The sequence below is a fragment of the Dryocola mayonis genome (assembly GCF_051307045.1).
Lineage (GTDB): Bacteria > Pseudomonadota > Gammaproteobacteria > Enterobacterales > Enterobacteriaceae > Dryocola.
The window spans coordinates 276,303-293,060 of the sequence record NZ_CP150452.1 but is presented as its reverse complement, the minus strand read 5'-3'; the positions used below and the strand labels follow the sequence as shown (position 1 = coordinate 293,060).

General features: G+C 57.2%; 15 protein-coding genes and 1 pseudogene. 3 read left to right on the top strand and 13 right to left on the bottom strand.

The features are described 5' to 3' along the window. Positions 1-31 precede the first annotated feature (31 nt). A complete protein-coding gene (locus WLO32_RS01310) occupies positions 32-1,069 on the bottom strand; it encodes an oxidoreductase (RefSeq protein WP_435946933.1) in 1,038 nt (345 codons plus the stop codon). Between the two features lie 364 nt (positions 1,070-1,433). On the opposite strand from WLO32_RS01310, the gene yhhY reads away from it, so the two are divergent. Continuing rightward, on the top strand, positions 1,434-1,931 hold the full coding sequence (gene yhhY / locus WLO32_RS01305) for an N-acetyltransferase (protein WP_435946932.1): 498 nt from the start codon (positions 1,434-1,436) through the stop codon (positions 1,929-1,931). Positions 1,932-1,960: 29 nt separating this feature from the next. On the opposite strand, the gene ggt is transcribed toward yhhY, so the two are convergent. Continuing rightward, positions 1,961-3,739, bottom strand: coding sequence for a gamma-glutamyltransferase (gene ggt, locus WLO32_RS01300; RefSeq protein WP_435946931.1), 1,779 nt, complete (start codon positions 3,737-3,739; stop codon positions 1,961-1,963). Positions 3,740-3,862: 123 nt separating this feature from the next. Between ggt and WLO32_RS01295 the strand changes: the two genes are divergently transcribed. Further along, the gene (locus tag WLO32_RS01295) at positions 3,863-4,309 is read left to right on the top strand and encodes a DUF2756 family protein (RefSeq protein ID WP_435946930.1); all 447 of its coding nucleotides are present in this window, start codon (positions 3,863-3,865) and stop codon (positions 4,307-4,309) included. On the opposite strand, the gene ugpQ is transcribed toward WLO32_RS01295, so the two are convergent. The 10 genes and pseudogenes from ugpQ to livK all read right to left on the bottom strand — a co-directional run bounded on the left by ugpQ (position 4,296) and on the right by livK (position 14,532). Then, the gene (ugpQ, locus tag WLO32_RS01290) at positions 4,296-5,039 is read right to left on the bottom strand and encodes a glycerophosphodiester phosphodiesterase (RefSeq protein WP_435946929.1); all 744 of its coding nucleotides are present in this window, start codon (positions 5,037-5,039) and stop codon (positions 4,296-4,298) included. The genes WLO32_RS01295 and ugpQ overlap by 14 nt on opposite strands. After that, positions 5,036-6,106 carry a sn-glycerol-3-phosphate import ATP-binding protein UgpC gene (locus WLO32_RS01285; protein ID WP_435946928.1) on the bottom strand — a complete coding sequence of 357 codons (1,071 nt, stop codon included), beginning with the start codon at positions 6,104-6,106 and terminating at the stop codon, positions 5,036-5,038. Before WLO32_RS01285 ends, ugpQ begins: the two co-directional genes overlap by 4 nt. Positions 6,107-6,109: 3 nt before the next feature. Further along, positions 6,110-6,955, bottom strand: a complete 846-nt coding sequence (gene ugpE / locus WLO32_RS01280; protein ID WP_435946927.1) for a sn-glycerol-3-phosphate ABC transporter permease UgpE — start codon at positions 6,953-6,955, stop codon at positions 6,110-6,112. Then, positions 6,952-7,840: pseudogene (gene ugpA, locus WLO32_RS01275) on the bottom strand (sn-glycerol-3-phosphate ABC transporter permease UgpA). Before ugpA ends, ugpE begins: the two are co-directional and overlap by 4 nt. 181 nt (positions 7,841-8,021) lie before the next feature. Next, positions 8,022-9,341, bottom strand: a complete 1,320-nt coding sequence (gene ugpB / locus WLO32_RS01270; protein WP_435946926.1) for a sn-glycerol-3-phosphate ABC transporter substrate-binding protein UgpB — start codon at positions 9,339-9,341, stop codon at positions 8,022-8,024. Positions 9,342-9,663: 322 nt separating this feature from the next. Further along, entirely contained in the window at positions 9,664-10,377 is a 714-nt protein-coding gene (gene livF / locus WLO32_RS01265; RefSeq protein WP_435946925.1) for a high-affinity branched-chain amino acid ABC transporter ATP-binding protein LivF, read from the bottom strand. Between the two features lies 1 nt (position 10,378). Next, positions 10,379-11,146, bottom strand: a complete 768-nt coding sequence (livG, locus tag WLO32_RS01260) for a high-affinity branched-chain amino acid ABC transporter ATP-binding protein LivG (RefSeq protein WP_121267514.1) — start codon at positions 11,144-11,146, stop codon at positions 10,379-10,381. Beyond that, the gene (locus WLO32_RS01255; RefSeq protein ID WP_435946924.1) at positions 11,143-12,429 is read right to left on the bottom strand and encodes a high-affinity branched-chain amino acid ABC transporter permease LivM; all 1,287 of its coding nucleotides are present in this window, start codon (positions 12,427-12,429) and stop codon (positions 11,143-11,145) included. The genes livG and WLO32_RS01255 overlap by 4 nt, the downstream gene beginning before the upstream one ends. Further along, positions 12,426-13,352 (bottom strand): high-affinity branched-chain amino acid ABC transporter permease LivH, encoded by a 927-nt coding sequence (gene livH, locus WLO32_RS01250; RefSeq protein ID WP_435946923.1) that lies wholly within the window; start codon positions 13,350-13,352, stop codon positions 12,426-12,428. Before livH ends, WLO32_RS01255 begins: the two co-directional genes overlap by 4 nt. 70 nt (positions 13,353-13,422) lie before the next feature. Next, entirely contained in the window at positions 13,423-14,532 is a 1,110-nt protein-coding gene (livK, locus tag WLO32_RS01245) for a high-affinity branched-chain amino acid ABC transporter substrate-binding protein LivK (protein ID WP_435948225.1), read from the bottom strand. Positions 14,533-14,954: 422 nt separating this feature from the next. Between livK and panM the strand changes: the two genes are divergently transcribed. Continuing rightward, the gene (gene panM / locus WLO32_RS01240; protein WP_435946922.1) at positions 14,955-15,335 is read left to right on the top strand and encodes an aspartate 1-decarboxylase autocleavage activator PanM; all 381 of its coding nucleotides are present in this window, start codon (positions 14,955-14,957) and stop codon (positions 15,333-15,335) included. A gap of 89 nt (positions 15,336-15,424) precedes the next feature. Here the strand turns inward: panM and WLO32_RS01235 are convergent, their stop codons facing one another. Further along, a complete protein-coding gene (locus WLO32_RS01235) occupies positions 15,425-16,528 on the bottom strand; it encodes a branched-chain amino acid ABC transporter substrate-binding protein (protein ID WP_435946921.1) in 1,104 nt (367 codons plus the stop codon). Between the last annotated feature and the right edge of the window lie 230 nt (positions 16,529-16,758).

Below are 16,758 nucleotides of genomic sequence, written 5' to 3'. Positions count from 1 at the left end.
ATGAACAAGTCTGAGGCGTCTTTTTTTGCCGTCAGGCCAGCGTCACCGTTGAGGGCGAGGCCTGTTCGAAGCCGCGTTCGAGGATTTCAAGATTGGTTAATGCTTCAGTTTCGCTGACAAAATTCGGCGCACCGTTAAGGATGGTTTCATACAGCGCGTCGTACACGCGGCCGTAATCGCCCTGCTCCGGCTTTAACTCTTCGCGCACCGTTTCTCCGGCGTCGTTGACATACTCCAGAACGCCAACGCTGTCGTCAGCGGCAAAACCCGGTTCCCCCGGCATGATGTATGCCTTCAGGCTGGTTTCCTGCTGGTCGATGCCGTATTTCACGAACGAGCCTTTGGTGCCGTGAACGATGAATTTCGGGTAGTCGATTTTCACCAGGTGGCTGGTTTTGACCACGGCCTTCATATCGCCGTAGAACAGCTGCGCTTCGAAGGTGTCGTCCGGATTGGCTTTATTGCGCACGCTGCGGATGTCATAGGACACATGGTCCGGGCGGCCGAACAGCGAAATAATCTGGTCCATCGTATGGACGCCAAGCCCGTAGAACGCGCCGTCTGCGGGCAGGCCAGGCTTGGTTTCTGCCTCCGGGCGATACATATCAAAGTGGCTTTCAACCTCCACGATTTTGCCAAGCCTGCCGCTTTCAATGGCTTTTTTCATCGTCAGGAAGCAGGAGTCAAAGCGGCGGTTCTGATAAGGCGAGATGGTCAGCCCTTTGGCGCGGGCGAGTTCAAAAAGCTCTTTTGCTTCCGCAAGCGTTGGGGTAAACGGCTTTTCCACCAGCACGTTTTTACCCGCTTCCAGCGCGCGTTTCGCATACTCGAAATGGCTGTCGGCGTGCGTGCACACCACCACCAGCTGCACCTGCGGGTCGTAAAGCGCTTCATCCAGCCGGCTGGTGAAATGAATATCGCCGTACTGAGGCTGCTGCTCGATTTCCGGCTTTTCATGACGGCGGAAGATATGGGCGACGTGGAATTTGTCTTTGCGGGCCAGTACGTAAGGAAGATGGTAGCGAGTGGTGCTTTTGCCGAAACCAATAAAAGCGCAGTTGAGAGTCATTGCTTCGTCCTTTTTGACTTTGAGTTCCTTTAACCTTACTTCAGTCTGCGGCGGTTGGCACTTCGTTTATCCGCCCTGCCAGGCCGCGGCCGCGTTAACGCGGGATGAATAAGCGTCATCCGCCGAACGGGCTGGAAAAAAGGCAAAAAAAAGCCAGCACCCGGCTGGCTAAAGTAATACTGGAAGCAATGTGAGCAATGTCGTGCTTTCAGGATGTCTCCGTAAGGGTATCCCCTGAACGCATGGCAATAATAATCATTATCATTCGCACTTGTAAAGTGAAATTTCAAAAAATGTGCGGTTGACTTCATATTGAAAGTCAATGATGTTTAAAGGGATTATGTAACTCATTGAGGATAAAAGGATGAAAGAAATCGTAGTACGTCACGCTGAAATCGGCGACGCTCAGGCGTTGCAGCAAATCTATGCCCAGCCTGCGGTATACCGTGACACGCTACAGCTTCCTCATCCACCGCTACACCCCTGGACGGAACGCATCACCGCGCCGAAACCCGGCAGCCGCAACCTTGTGGCGTGTATTGACGATCGGGTCGTCGGGCAGCTGATGCTTACGGTTGAGCAGTCGCCGCGCCGCTGCCACGTCGCCACCTTCGGCATGGGCGTGGACAGCGGCTATCAGGGCAGAGGCGTCGCCAGCGCGCTGATGGCCGCCATGACCGACCTGTGCGATAACTGGCTGCGGATAGAACGCATAGAGCTGACCGTATACGTGGATAACGAAGCTGCTCTGGCCGTCTACCGCAAGTTTGGTTTTGAAGTGGAAGGCACCGGTAAGCATTTCGGCCTGCGCGACGGGAAGTATGTCGACGCGTATTTTATGGCGCGGTTTAAGCCTGAATAATTTTTTGGCCCTCGGACGAGGGCCAGATTTTAGTAACCCGCGGTTAAATCATCGACGGTACGCGGATCGGAAGCGCCATAAAGCACGCCATCCGGTGCGATCATGATGCTTTGCGTACTGCCCATCGCCTCTTTCACCGCAACGTTCTGCCCTTTGTCTTTCAGCAGCCGTAGCGTATCCGGGCTAAAGCCTTTTTCAACCCACAGCTGGTCCGGCAGCCACTGATGATGAAAACGCGGGGCGTTGGTCGCTTCGGCGACGTTCATGCCGAAATCAATGCTGTTGACCACCATCTGCAGCACCGTGGTGATAATGCGGCTGCCGCCTGGGCTGCCCGTCACCAGCCAGGTTTTGCCGTCTTTCACCACAATCGTTGGCGACATGGAGGACAGCGGACGTTTATGCGGCCCGACCGCGTTCGCATCGCCGCCCACCAAACCGTAAACGTTCGGCACGCCGGGCTTGGCGGAGAAATCGTCCATTTCGTTATTCATCAGAATGCCGGTATTGCCCGCGACTATCCCCGTGCCGAAGGTGGTATTCAGCGTGTAGGTCACCGCCACGGCGTTGCCGTCTTTATCCACCACCGAGAAATGCGTGGTCTGGTTGCTTTCATAGGGCGCAAGCTTACCCGGTTTGATTTCACTCGACGGGCGCGCTTTGCTGAGATCGATTTTCTCAGCGAGCGATTTGGCGTAGGCCTTGCTGGTCAGCGCCTGCCACGGCACCTTCACAAAATCAGGATCGCCAAGATACTCTGAGCGGTCTGCGTAAGCGTATTTTTCCGCTTCCGCCATTAGCTGCATCGCGTCCGCGCTGCCGAAGCCGTATTTAGCGAGGTCAAAGTTCTCAAGAATATTGAGGATCTGCACGATGTGGATGCCGCCGGAAGAAGGCGGCGGCATGGAGAAAATCTGATAGCCGCGATAGTCCCCGCTGACAGGTTCACGCTCCACCGCTTTGTAATTCGCAAGATCGGCCTTGCTGAGCAGCCCGCCGTTTTTGGCCATCTCATCCGCTATCTGGTCGGCAATCGCCCCTTTATAGAAGGCGTCCGGCCCCAGCTCGGCAATCATCTCCAGGCTTTTGGCGAGATTGGCCTGTACCAGCCTGTCGCCTTTTTGCAGCGGGTTGCCGTCCGTCTTCCAGAAAATTGCTTTGCTGTTTTCATGACTGGGCAGCACTTCTGCGCCGTACTGCTTCAGGTCATCCGCCAGCGCATCGTTAACCGTAATGCCGTCCCGGGCCAGTTTAATGGCGGGCTGAATAACCTTATTCAACGGCAAGGTGCCGTATTTCTCCAGCGCCAGGGCGAAGCCTGCCACCGTGCCCGGCGTGCCTGAAGCAAGGTGCGAAGTGAGGGATTTTTTACTGTCGGCATCCCCTTTTTCATCAAGGAACATATCGCGGGTAGCTTTTTCAGGCGCCATTTCACGGAAGTCGATGGCGGTAGTTTTGCCGTCTTTGGTACGCAGCATCATAAAGCCGCCGCCGCCCAGATTCCCGGCCTGCGGATGCGTAACCGCCAGCGCGAAGCCAACCGCCACCGCCGCGTCCACCGCATTGCCGCCCTGCCTGAGAATATCCACGCCCACCCTGGTTGCCAGCTCGTCAACCGAGGCGACCATGCCGTGCTGCGCGCGAACCGGATGATGGACGTCCGTCTCAACGCCGTAGGAAACAGGTGCCGGAGGCGGGGCGGCAACCGGCGGCGGATTGGCGCCGGCGCTAAAGCACAGCGCCATGGTCAGCGCAGGAATGGCCATCCAGCGCCCTGTTATCCATTGACTGATTTTCCACTGCTTCATGTCGTTTTCTCCAGGCTTTTCAGGGTCAATCCCCAGATAAGCCTGGTCTAAAAATCTTAAATAACCATCGCGGTGGCGCAAAAGGAGTAAACTTAGAAAATCCCCCAAATGGAGGAGGTGAAGATGAAAAAATTATTGCTCCTGACGGCCCTGCTGCCTTTTTTCAGCTGTGCACAGCCGCTTAACACCATGAATAACCCGAACATGCCGGATTATCAGATTCCCAGCCAGCAGCGCATGCAGCAGCAGATGCAAATGCAGCAGACGCAGCAAAAAGGGATGCTGAACCAGCAGCTGCAAACCCAGACGCGCATTCAGCAACAGCATCTGGAAGCGCAGATAAACAACAACACCCAGCAGCAGCCGCGCATCAGGCAGACGCTGCCGAACGAGCTGGAGCCGGGCAGCCAGCAGATGCTGCCGAATACCAACGGAGGAATGCTCAACGGCAGCGAGCGCGCGGCGCAGCAGGAACACATGCTGCAGCCAAAAACCAACGGCAGCATGCTGAACCCGACCAGCCCGACCACGCCGCAGCCTAATATTCCGCTGAAGACTATTGGGCCTTAAAATCCGGGCCGATAGCATCGATTCTGTCGGTGCAAATGGCGTCCACTCCCCAGCGCAGCAGGGTTTTCGCCCGTTGGGGAGCATTCACGGTATAAACCAGAATACGCAGCCCCACCGCTTTTAGCGCCCGCACCCGCGCCTCATCCAGCAGATTATGATTCAAATGAATCGACACGCAGCCAAGGCGGGCGGTTAGCTCGCGCCAGTCTTCACGCCACTCATCGAGCAGCAAACCACGGGGTAATTCCGGCGCGGCGACCTGCGCAGCCTCAAGCGCTTCAACGGAAAAAGAGGAAAGCAGCGGCGCGGTTTGCCCCTGCCAGAGTTCACGAGCAGCAAGCGCGATAGCTTTACCCGTCCGGGTTTCCGTGCCGGTGGTGGGTTTGATTTCGATATTCGCCATTAAGCCGTGCCTTTTGCAGCGTTCCGCCACCTGCGAGAGCAGCGGCAGCGGCTCGCCTTTGAAATCCCTGCCGAACCAGCTGCCGGCGTCCACGCCGAGCAGCTTGTCCCAGGGCAGCTCTCCCGCCACGCCCCAGCCGTTGCTGGTACGCTCAAGCGTATCGTCATGCAGCAGGAAAATTTGCCCGTCCTGTGAAAGCTTGGCGTCAAACTCAATCATCGTGTGCCCGTAGCGCGCCCCGACGTCGATTGCCGCGAGGGTATTTTCCGGCGCGAGTTTTCCGCCGCCGCGGTGGGCGACGACAGAAGGATATGGCCAGTTGCTCATAAACGTTTCCCGTTTTCTGCGTCAAAGAAATGCAGATTCTCTTCCGGCAGATGCAGCCATAGCGTGCTGCCCGGCTGCGGTCTTTGCTGATGGGTAAGGCGCACCACCAGCTTTTGCACGCCCCAGCGGCCGTGCACCAGATTATCTGCGCCGAGCATCTCCAGCGTGTCCACGACAAAGGGGATGCCTCCGGCCGTTTGTGAGCTTAGCGCAATATGTTCCGGGCGGATACCCAGCGTCACGGCCCGGCCGCGCCAGCGGGAATAAGCGCCGCCCAGCGGCAGCGCCAGGCCATCGGTTAGCGCAAAACGCGTACCCTCGGCGCTGATTCTGCCCGTAAAAAGATTCATGCCGGGCGAGCCGATAAAGCTTGCCACAAAGCGGCTGGCCGGGCGCTCATAAACCTCCCCCGGCGTGCCGATCTGTTCGGCGACGCCTTTGTTCATCACCATCACGCGCTGCGCCAGGGTCATCGCTTCCACCTGATCGTGCGTCACGTACAGGCTTGTGGTGCTCAGACGGCGGTGCAGCTGCTGCAGCTCAAGGCGCATCTGGACGCGCAGCCTGGCGTCCAGGTTGGAAAGCGGTTCGTCGAAGAGGAATACCGCCGGATCGCGCACGATGGCGCGGCCCATCGCCACGCGCTGACGCTGCCCGCCGGAAAGCTCGCGCGGCCGGCGTTTTAACAGGCCGTCGAGCTCAAGGATGCGCGCCGCTTCCGCGACCTTTTGCTGAATATGCCCCTTGCCCATGCCGCGGATTTTCAGCCCCCACGCCATGTTCTCTTCGACGCTCATATGCGGATAGAGCGCGTAGTTCTGGAACACCATGGCGATGCCGCGCTCTTTGGGCTCCAGTTCGGTGACGCGCTGCCGGTCAATCCAGATATCGCCGCTGGTCACCCGCTCAAGCCCCGCCACCATGCGCAGCAGGGTGGATTTTCCACAGCCGGAAGGGCCGACCATCACGATAAATTCGCCGTCCGCCACGTCGACCGTCAGCGGCTCAATCACCTGGGTTTTGCCGTCCCAGCTCTTGCTTACTGCCTGTAACTTCAGTCCTGCCATGGGTTATTTCTCGCTATCAACCAGGCCACGCACAAAAGCGCGCTGCATTACTAAAACGATAATCACCGGGGGAATCAGGGTCAGCAGCATCGCCGCCATCACCTGGTTCCATTGGGTGGTGCCTTCGCCGGAGGACATCATCCCTTTGATGCCCGCCACCGCCGTGCCGAGGTTTGCATCGCTGATAATCAATAGCGGCCACAGATACTGGTTCCAGCCATAGATAAAAGTGATAACGAACAGCGCCGCCAGATTGGTTTTCGACAGCGGCAGCACGATGTCGCGGAAGAAGCGCATGGGCGACGCCCCGTCGATGCGGGCGGCTTCCAGCAGCTCGTCCGGCAGGGTCATAAAGAACTGGCGAAACAGGAAAGTGGCGGTAGCCGAGGCCATCAGCGGCAAAGTCAGCCCCGCATAGCTGTCGAGCATCTTCAGGTTTGCGATGACCTCTACCGTCGGGAAAATACGCACCTCAACCGGCAGCATCAGGGTGATAAAAATCATCCAGAAGAACAGGTTGCGCAGCGGGAAGCGGAACCAGACGATGGCGAAGGCGGAAAGCATCGACACGATGATTTTGCCCAGCGTGATGCCCAGCGCCATCACCAGGCTGTTGAGCAGCATCAGGCCAAAAGGCGCGCTGTTGGCGCCCACGCCGTGCGCCCAGATGTTAGCCATGTTTTCCAGCAGATGGCCGCCGGGAATCAGCGTCATGGGCGTCTGGAATACGGCGGCGCCGTCCAGCGTCGCGGCAACGAAGGCGACGTACAGCGGGAACAGGATCACGATGATGCCAAGGATCAGCATGGCGTGGCTGAAAATCGTCAGCCCGCGGCGGTTCTCAATCATTGGTAGCGCACCTTACGTTCGACGAAGCGAAACTGGATAACCGTCAGCACAATCACCAGCAGCATCAGCACCACGGATTGCGCGGCCGAGGCGGAGAGATCCAGCCCGGCGAATCCTTCGCGGTAGATTTTATAGATAAGCGTGGTGGTGGCCTGTACCGGGGCCGCCGCCGGTCGCGGCGTCGATAACCGGGAAGGTGTCGAAAAAGGCGTACACCAGATTCACCACCAGCAGGAAGAAGCTCACCGGCGCAATCAGCGGCAGCGACAGCTTAAAGAAGCGGCGCACCGGCCCGGCGCCGTCGATGGCGGCGGCCTCCACCAGCGAGCGGGGAATAGATTGCAGCGCCGCGAAAAAGAACAGGAAGTTGTAGCTGATCTGCTTCCACACCGAGGCGAACACCACGAGGAACATCGCCTGGCCGCTGTTCTGCGCGTGGTTCCAGTGATAGCCAAACTGCTCCAGCACGTGGGTGAGCAGGCCGCGGCCAGGGTTAAAAAGGAAGATCCACAGCACCGCGGCAATGGCGGGAGCGACAGCGTAAGGCAGCAGCATCAGCGTCTGGTATAGCCGGCTGCCGCGCACCACGTAATCCACCAGAGCGGCGAAAAACAGCGAGACCAGCAGGCCGCTGCCCGCGACCATGCCGCTGAAAATCAGCGTGGTGTAGAAGGCGTCCAGATAGTAGCTGTCATTGAAAAGCTGGGTGAAATTATCCAACCCGACAAAAGTGCTGGAAAGCCCGAACGGATCGACGCTTTGCAGCGAATACCACAGCGCTTCGCCCGCAGGCCAGATGAAAAAGATAACCGTGATAAGCAACTGCGGCAGAACTAACGCGTAAGGAAGCCAGCCTGAGCGGAACACCGGACGAGATGAGGACATAGGCAACTCTTGTAAATATTAAAGGTGGATGACGCATACGCTTATCCACCCTACGTAGAAAAGCCAGGCCAGAGCGGCGCAGCGCCATCATCAGCCAGGGTTAACGCTGGTCGGATAAGCGCAACGCTATCATCAGCCGGGGTTAACGTAGGTCGGATAAGCGCAGCGCCATCCGACACAATCAGGATTTCGTCGACTGCTCGAAACGGCGCAGCAGCTGGTTACCGCGCTCAACCGCGCTGTCTAAAGCCTGCTGAGGCGTTTTCTTACCGGTCCATACCGACTCCAGCTCTTCGTCCACGATGGTGCGGATCTGCGGCATGTTGCCCAGACGCAGCCCTTTGGTGAACGGCAACGGCGGCTTGTTCAGCATCTGGCGGGTGGCGATATCGGCCCCTGGATTTTTCTCGTAGAAGCCCTGCTCGCGCGTCAGGTCATAGGCTGCTTTGGTGATCGGCAGATAGCCGGTTTTCTGGTGCCATTCGGCTGCAATTTCAGGCTGGGCGAGGAACTGCATAAACTCGGCCACGCCTTTGTAGGTCGCGGCGTCTTTACCCTGCATCACCCACAGGCTAGCTCCGCCGATGATGGCGTTCTGCGGCGCGTTCGGCACGTCTGCGTCGTAAGGCATCATGCCCACGCCGTAGTTGAATTTGGCGTACTGGCGAATATCGGCCAGCGAACCGGAGGAGGCGGTGGTAATGGCGCAGTCGCCGTTGTAGAACTTCTCGGTGGATTCATCTTTGCGGCCGAAATAGCTGAAATCGCCCTTTTTATTCAGCTCTTCCAGCATGGCGATATGTTTGACCTGCTCCGGCTTGTTGAACTCAAGAACCGCATCGGTGCCGTCGAAGCCGTTGTTTTGGGTGGCTACCGGCAGGCCGTGCCAGGCGCTGAAGTTTTCAATCTGAATCCAGCCCTGCCAGCCGCTGGCGTAGCCGCACTTCATGCCGGCCGCTTTCAGCTTAGCCGTGTACTCAGCCAGCTCCTGCCAGGTTTTTGGCGGCTGCTCCGGGTTCAGGCCGGCTTTTTTGAAGGCGTCTTTGTTGTAGTAAAGCACCGGCGTGGAGCTGTTAAACGGCTGGGACAGCAGGTGGCCGCTTTTGGAGTCGGTGTAGTAACCGGAAACCGTCGGCACAAACTGAGACTCATCGAACTTAATGCCCGCGTCGCTAAACACTTCGTACACCGGCTTGATGGCTTTTGAGGCCATCATGGTCGCTGTGCCCACTTCATAAACCTGCAAAATCGCCGGCGCGTTGCCGGAGCGGAAAGCGGCGATGCCCGCCGCCAGGTTCTGCTCGTAGTTGCCTTTATAAACCGGGACGATTTTGTAATCCGGATGCGTTTCGTTGAAGCGGCTTGCCAGGGAGTCCACCTCCTTGCCGAGCTCCCCTTCCATTGAATGCCAGAAAGGGATAGAGGTCGCGGCGAAGGCGTTGCTGCTGAGTGCACATCCAAGCGCCAGGCAAAGGGCCGTACGTCGTAACGATGCAGTCATGTCTTATCTCTCTTGTTATGAGGTTAAAAGCGCGAAAACACGCGTTTTTGTTCGCATCAAAACATGACATGCGCGAATGACAGAAAAATAACCGTAGGGTGACAGGATCGTGACGGTGAGATGAAGGAGAAATGACTAACTTAAACCAGACGCAGCTGGTCTGCGATTTCCTCGACGGCAAGATTCTGGCGCGCCTCACTATAGTTCATTGTGTTCATATTGCTCTCCTTCAGGTACGCATGAACTGTACAAGTATGGCGTACAACTTTATAGACGCTCATAAAAAAGGAGCCCGCAGGCTCCTGATAGAGTATTAAGCGTGTTATCCGCCTAAGTAAGCGCTGCGCACCGCCTCATTGGCCAGCAGGGCATCGCCGGTATCTTCCAGCACCACGTGGCCGTTTTCCAGCACGTAGCCGCGATCGGCAAGCTTCAGCGCCTGGTTGGCGTTCTGCTCGACCAGGAAGATGGTCATGCCTTCGCCGCGCAGCTGTTCGATGGTGTCGAAAATCTGCTGGATAATGATCGGCGCAAGTCCCAGCGACGGCTCGTCGAGCAGCAGCAGGCGCGGCTGGCTCATCAGCGCGCGGCCGATGGCCAGCATCTGCTGCTCGCCGCCGGACATGGTGCCCGCCCGTTGAATGCGACGTTCATACAGGCGTGGGAACAGATCGTAGACGCGCTTGATACGCTGCTGGAACTGTTCGCGCTCGGCGAAGAAACCGCCCATCGCCAGGTTTTCCTCCACCGTCATGCGCGAAAATACGCGACGGCCCTCCGGCACAATAGCGACGGCTTCACGCATGATGCGAGCGGTATGCCAGTCGGTAATATCTTTGCCGTCAAAGGTGATTTTACCGCCGGACGCGCGCGGATCGCCGCATAGCGTACCCAGCAGCGTCGTTTTACCCGCGCCGTTTGCCCCGATGAGGGTGACGATCTCACCCTGTTTAATATGCAGACTGACCTCGTGAAGCGCCTGAATCTTGCCGTAGTGGGCGCTTACATTGTCAAAAGACAGCATTACATTTTCCATTCTATGCCTCACCCAGGTAGGCGCGGATAACGTCAGGGTTGTTGCGGATTTGCTCCGGCGTGCCGTTGGCTAACGGCGTTCCCTGATTGACCACGTAAATACGATCGGAAATACCCATCACCAGCTTCATGTCGTGCTCAATCAGCAGCACCGTGGTGTTGTGATGATTACGCAGCTCCATAATCAGCTCGTCGAGCTCGTGGGTTTCTTTCGGGTTAAGGCCGGCGGCCGGCTCGTCAAGCATCAGGATTTCCGGCTGCGTCACCATGCAGCGGGCAATCTCCAGACGACGCTGATCGCCATACGCCAGGTTGCTCGCCTGGCGGTTTGCCTGCTCAAGCAGGCCGATACGTTCAAGCCAGACCGCAGCGCGGTCCAGCGCTTCGCTCTGGGCGCGGCGGAAGCCCGGCGTTTTCAGCAGCCCCGAGAAAACACCGGTTTTCAGCTGCATATGCTGCGCCACCAGCAGGTTTTCAATCACCGTCATTTCGCGGAAAAGGCGCACGTGCTGAAAAGTCCGCACCACGCCCATGCGGGCTATCTGCTGGCCCGGCAGTCCTTCAAGATGCTGGTCGCGCAGCATAATGGTGCCGCCGGTTGGCTTATAAAAGCCGGTCAGGCAGTTAAATACCGTGGTTTTACCGGCGCCATTCGGGCCGATGAGCGAAACGATCTCCTGAGGGTGCAGCTCCAGGGCGACATTGTTGACGGCGAGCAGGCCGCCGAAACGCATCATCAGGCCGTTTACGGATAACAATGGCTGACTCATGCCTGCTCTCCTTTCACTTGTTCTATCTGCTCTTTTTTCAGCTTCAATTGCGGACGCGTCATCGGCAGCAGGCCCTGCGGACGCCAGATCATCATCAGCACCATCAGGCCGCCCAGTACCAGCATGCTGTATTCGTTCAGGTCACGCATCAGTTCACGCGATACCACCAGCAGGATCGCGGCGAGAATGACGGCGAACTGCGAGCCCATCCCGCCGAGCACCACAATCGCCAGCACAAACGCGGATTCGGCGAAGGTGAACGATTCCGGACTGACGAAGCCCTGGCGCGCGGCGAACAGCGTACCGGCGAAGCCCGCAAACGCGGCGCTGATGGTAAAAGCGGTCAGCTTGATGCGCGTCGGGTTCAGGCCCAGCGAACGACAGGCGATTTCATCTTCACGCAGCGCTTCCCACGCGCGCCCAAGCGGCATGCGCAGCAGGCGGTTAATCACGAACAGCGACAGCACCACCAGCAGCAGGGCAACCAGATAAAGGAAGATGATCCTGTCGCCGGGGTTGTAGGCGATATTGAAGAAGTTGCTGAAGGTATCCCAGCCGCCTTCGCGCGCGGTACGGCTGAACTCCAGGCCGAACAGCGTCGGTTTCGGGATCTGGCTGATGCCGTTCGGGCCGCCGGTGATTTCGGTATTGTTCAGCAGCAGGATACGGACGATTTCGCCGAAGCCGAGCGTTACAATCGCCAGGTAGTCGCCGCGCAGACGCAGCACCGGGAAGCCCAGCAGGAAGCCCGCGGCGGCGGACACCAGGCCGGCAATCGGCAGGCACGTCCAGAATCCCAGGCCGTAATAATGGTTAAGCAGAGCAAAGGTATAAGCGCCGATGGCGTAGAAACCGCCGTAACCCAGCACCAGCAGGCCGGACAGGCCGACCACCACGTTCAGGCCAAGGCCGAGGATAATGTAGATCATCGTAAGCGTAGCGATATCCACGGTGCCGCGTGAGACCATAAACGGCCACGCGACGGCGAGGATCAGCAGGGCAAACAGGAAGATTTTTTGCTTCGGCGTCGAGCCGTCCAGCGCGGGCAGCACAAACTTCGGCCCGGAAACTTTCTTCAGGCCTTTCTGGAACAGCGGGCGCAGCAGCTGGAAAACAAAGACCACGGCGGTGCCGATCCAGACCCACTCCCAGCGCACGGAATCGGCGCTGTTCACCACCAGCCGGGTGCCGTCAAGGCTGAGCTGCACGCCCATAAAGACGCCCGCCAGCACGAAGAACATTGCCGCCGAAAGGGCAGAAAAAACAATATGCATCGGTTTCATACTTTTTCGACCTCCGGGCGGCCCAGAATACCGGTAGGCATCACCAGCAGCACGACGATAAGCAGGGCAAAGGAGACAACGTCTTTATATTCGGTGCTCAGATATGCCGAGGTCAGCGCTTCGGCAACGCCCAGAATCAGGCCGCCAATCATCGCGCCCGGAATGCTGCCGATACCGCCCAGAACCGCCGCGGTAAAGGCTTTCATGCCCGCCATAAAGCCGATATACGGGTTGATTACCCCGTAGAACTGGCCGAGCAGCACGCCCGCGACCGCCGCCATCGCCGCGCCGATCACGAAGGTCAGAGAGATAACGCGGTCGGTGTTAATGCCCAGCAGGCTCGCCATTTTCAGATCTTCCGCACAGGCGCGGCAGGCGCGCCCCATGCGGGAATAGCGGATAAACAGCGTCAGCGCCAGCATCGCGATGAAGGTCACGACCCAGATAACAAGCTGCATAGTGGTAATGGTGGCGGTGAAGTTCTCGCTCGCGCCGATAACCCACTGGCCGTTAAACAGGCTAGGTAACGCGATATCGCGCGAACCTTCCGTCAGGCTGACGTAGTTTTGCAGGAAGATGGACATCCCGATGGCGGAGATCAGAGCGATCAGGCGCTTGGAGTTACGCACCGGCTTGTAGGCCACGCGTTCGATGCTCCAGCCGTAGGCGCTGGCAATAATAATCGCGCCGATAAAGCCCGCGCCTACCAGCATCCAGCCTACGTCGATGCCCAGCATCATCAGCGCGGCGACGATCATAAACGAGACGTAGCTGCCTATCATATACACTTCGCCGTGGGCGAAGTTAATCATGCCGATAATGCCGTACACCATGGTATAGCCGATGGCGATAAGCGCGTAGGTGCTGCCCAGCGTGACGCCGTTAAACATCTGCTGAAGGAAATAGAGAAACTGCTCGGACATAACTTAACCTTTCTTATGCCTTCCGGGTTTTACGCCCGGAAGGTGGGATGACTCATTTATAGCCTTCGCCTTATTTCGCCACGGAGGACGAACCATCGGCGTGCCACTGGAAGACACCAAACTCAAATCCCTTCAGATCGCCTTTCTCATCCCAGTTCAGCGGCCCAATCACGGTGTTCGCACCTTTTGCTTTCAAATCCTTAACCAGATCGGCAGGTTCTGCGCTGCCGCTGCGTTCAAGCGCGGTAGCCAGAGACTGCACCGCAGCGTAGGTGATCCACACATACGGACCGCTTGGGTCTTTCTTCCCGGCTTTGAGCGCATCGACGATAGCTTTGTTCGCCGGGTCCTGGTCATAGCGTTTCGGCATAGTCACGAGCATGCCTTCGCCCGCCTTGCCTGCGATATTGGACAGCGAGGCGTTGCCCACGCCTTCCGGCCCCATAAACTGGGTTTTCAGGCCGACGGCGCGCGCCTGGCGCAGGATCTGGCCCATTTCCGGGTAGTAACCGCCGTAGTAAACGAAATCGATATTTTCTTTTTGCAGGCGGGCAACCAGCGTGGAGAAGTCTTTATCGCCCGCGGTGATACCGTCGAAGAAGACGATATTGGCGCCGGCTTTTTTCAGACCGTCCTGTACAGAGCGCGCGAGGCCTTCGCCGTACTGCTGCTTATCGTGAATGATAGCGATGCGCTGCGGCTTAACGTGTTCAAGGATGTATTTAGAAGCCGTGGGTCCCTGGGAGGAATCAAGCCCCGCGGTGCGCATAATCATCTGGTAGCCGCGGCTTGTCAGCTCGGGGTTTGTCGCGCCCGGGGTAATCACCAGAATGCCTTCGTCTTCGTAGATATCGGACGCGGGCTGGGTGGAAGAAGAGCACAGGTGGCCAATCACATAGCGCACGCCGTCGTTAACGATTTTGTTGGCGACGGCGACGGCCTGTTTAGGATCGCAGGCATCGTCGTATTCCACCGCCACGAGCTTATCGCCTTTAATGCCGCCTTTGGCGTTGATGTCTTTAATAGCCTGGCGAGCGCCGTTGAACTCCATGTCGCCCCACTGCGCTACCGGGCCGGACATCGCCCCGACAACAGCCACTTTAATGTCTTTAGCGGTTGCCGCGTGAGACACCGCCAAAGCAACGATCCCGGCGAGTAATGTCTTCGCGTTCATTTTCATCCGTTTCAATCCCCATTTCTTTCGTGATTTTATGGTTTTATGCTGGTTAAAAAGCGAGCTGTGCTTTTTATAATCAATTATGATTTTTATCATTGCCTTTAATGGCTTAGCGCTAAAATTTACATTTTTTGCACTTAAAAGCTCTATTTTTCAGGCTATTAAGCAGAGATATTATTCTGTATTTGCGCTGAGCGAAACAAAAAAAAGCGCGCTTTACAGCATAAAATAGCGGTACAAAGAGCGGAATAATTCACTGGGTTTTAGGGTTTTATACTGAACAAATTTCAATCCGACGCGTTTCGAACTGCTTAAGGTTTGTCACATAATGTAATCGACTGCTCAGGAGCTGAAAAAAGATAAAGCGTCTGGCGCAAATAAATTGGTTACACTCGGGGTTTTCCCGCTTTTTGGTTAGCTCGCTTATGAAACTCACCATCATTCGTCTGTTTGAGTGTAGTGCCCAGGATGAGATCGATCTCGCTAAGATCTGGCCGGAATATTCCAGCGCTTCGCTCAGGCTCAGTGACACCCATCGAATTTATGCAGCAAAATTTAATGACCGCCTGCTTGGCGCGGTACGCGTAACGCTGACAGGTACGCAAGGCGCGCTGGACTCGCTTCGCGTGCGTGAAATTACCCGTCGCAGAGGCGTGGGCCAGTATTTAGTGGAAGAGGTCATTCGGGATAACCCGGAGGTGACGCACTGGTGGATGGCCGACGTGGGCGTGGAAGACCGCGGCGTGATGGCGGCGTTTATGCAGGCGCTGGGATTCCGGGCGCAGACCGGCGGCTGGGAGAAGTAGGTTAAAGGCCGGATGGCGCAGCGCTTATCCGACCTACGATCGCCTGAACAATGGCAGGTCGGGCAAGCGTCAGCGCCGCCCGACAAGTTTTATTTAGCGTCGGTGGCAGTACCGTTGGCATGCCAGGTAAACACGCCGAACTCAAAGCCTTTCAGGTCGCCCTTCTCGTCCCAGGACAGCGGCCCCATTACCGTGTCCACCTTATTCGCCTTCAGCCAGGTGGCGATTTCCGCCGGGTCTTCTGATTGATTCAGGCCTGCCGCCAGCGATTGCAGCGCGGCATAGGTGGTCCATACGAATGCGCCGCTGGGATCCTGTTTCTTCGCTTTAATGGCATCCACAATAGGTTTGTTAGCAGGCACCTGATCGTAGTTTTTCGGCTTGGTCACTAACATGCCTTCGGCAGATGCGCCGGCAATGTTAGACAGGGAAACGTTCGCCACGCCTTCCGGCCCCATAAACTGGGTTTTCAGGCCGGCGGCACGAGACTGGCGCAGGATCTGGCCCATTTCCGGGTGGTAGCCGCCGTAGTAGACGAAATCGATGTTTTCTTTCTTCAGGCGCGCCACCAGCGTGGAGAAATCTTTCTCGCCTGCGGTGATGCCGTCAAAGAACACCACGTTCGCGCCGCCTTTTTTCAGGTTGTCCTGCACTGAGCGCGCCAGGCCTTCGCCGTACTGCTGCTTATCGTGGATAACGGCGATATTTTTCGGTTTTACGTGCTCAAGGATGTATTTCGCCGCGGTTGGGCCCTGATCGGAGTCCAGACCCGTGGTGCGCAGAGTCAGCTTATAGCCGCGAGCGGTAAGCTCCGGCGCGGTTGCCGCAGGGGTAATCATCAGCACGCCTTCGTCTTCGTAAATGTCAGAGGCAGGCTGGGTGGAAGAGGAGCACAGGTGGCCGATAACGTACTTAACGCCATCGTTAATAACTTTGTTAGCGACCGCAACCGCTTGTTTCGGATCGCAGGCATCGTCGTATTTGGTGATAACCAGCTTGTCGCCCTTGATGCCGCCTTTGGCGTTGATATCGGCAACCGCCTGCTCTGCGCCGGTGAACTCCTGGTCGCCATACTGCGCAACCGGGCCTGACATGGCGCCCACTACCGCGACTTTAATATCCTTTGCAAATGCCGCATTGCTCATCGCCAGCGCGATACAGCCAGCCAGTAACGCTTTGCCCTTCATTTTCATCCTGAGAATCCCCATTCTTGTTGTGATTGGTATCTGTTGTGTTGTTCGGCACGGTTTTATTTTTTAAGCAGAAGCTACCTGTGCCTTAGCAGCGCTGCGTGCTAAAAACATACCCGATTTTGCGGTTTTTGGAATAACAATTTTGCCAGCTGGTTTTAGTACGCAGCGGGCGGGAGACTGCAGGTATAAAAAAACCGCCTCAGGAGGCGGTTTTTTTGTCCGGCGGGAAA

Excerpts from the sequence above, each read along its gene's own strand:
- WLO32_RS01310 (WP_435946933.1), bottom strand. The coding sequence starts at position 1,069 with ATGACTCTCAACTGCGCTTTTATTGGTTTCGGCAAAAGCACCACTCGC.
- yhhY (WP_435946932.1), top strand. The coding sequence starts at position 1,434 with ATGAAAGAAATCGTAGTACGTCACGCTGAAATCGGCGACGCTCAGGCG.
- ggt (WP_435946931.1), bottom strand. The coding sequence starts at position 3,739 with ATGAAGCAGTGGAAAATCAGTCAATGGATAACAGGGCGCTGGATGGCC.
- WLO32_RS01295 (WP_435946930.1), top strand. The coding sequence starts at position 3,863 with ATGAAAAAATTATTGCTCCTGACGGCCCTGCTGCCTTTTTTCAGCTGT.
- ugpQ (WP_435946929.1), bottom strand. The coding sequence starts at position 5,039 with ATGAGCAACTGGCCATATCCTTCTGTCGTCGCCCACCGCGGCGGCGGA.
- WLO32_RS01285 (WP_435946928.1), bottom strand. The coding sequence starts at position 6,106 with ATGGCAGGACTGAAGTTACAGGCAGTAAGCAAGAGCTGGGACGGCAAA.
- ugpE (WP_435946927.1), bottom strand. The coding sequence starts at position 6,955 with ATGATTGAGAACCGCCGCGGGCTGACGATTTTCAGCCACGCCATGCTG.
- ugpB (WP_435946926.1), bottom strand. The coding sequence starts at position 9,341 with ATGACTGCATCGTTACGACGTACGGCCCTTTGCCTGGCGCTTGGATGT.
- livF (WP_435946925.1), bottom strand. The coding sequence starts at position 10,377 with ATGGAAAATGTAATGCTGTCTTTTGACAATGTAAGCGCCCACTACGGC.
- livG (WP_121267514.1), bottom strand. The coding sequence starts at position 11,146 with ATGAGTCAGCCATTGTTATCCGTAAACGGCCTGATGATGCGTTTCGGC.
- WLO32_RS01255 (WP_435946924.1), bottom strand. The coding sequence starts at position 12,429 with ATGAAACCGATGCATATTGTTTTTTCTGCCCTTTCGGCGGCAATGTTC.
- livH (WP_435946923.1), bottom strand. The coding sequence starts at position 13,352 with ATGTCCGAGCAGTTTCTCTATTTCCTTCAGCAGATGTTTAACGGCGTC.
- livK (WP_435948225.1), bottom strand. The coding sequence starts at position 14,532 with ATGAAAATGAACGCGAAGACATTACTCGCCGGGATCGTTGCTTTGGCG.
- panM (WP_435946922.1), top strand. The coding sequence starts at position 14,955 with ATGAAACTCACCATCATTCGTCTGTTTGAGTGTAGTGCCCAGGATGAG.
- WLO32_RS01235 (WP_435946921.1), bottom strand. The coding sequence starts at position 16,528 with ATGAAAATGAAGGGCAAAGCGTTACTGGCTGGCTGTATCGCGCTGGCG.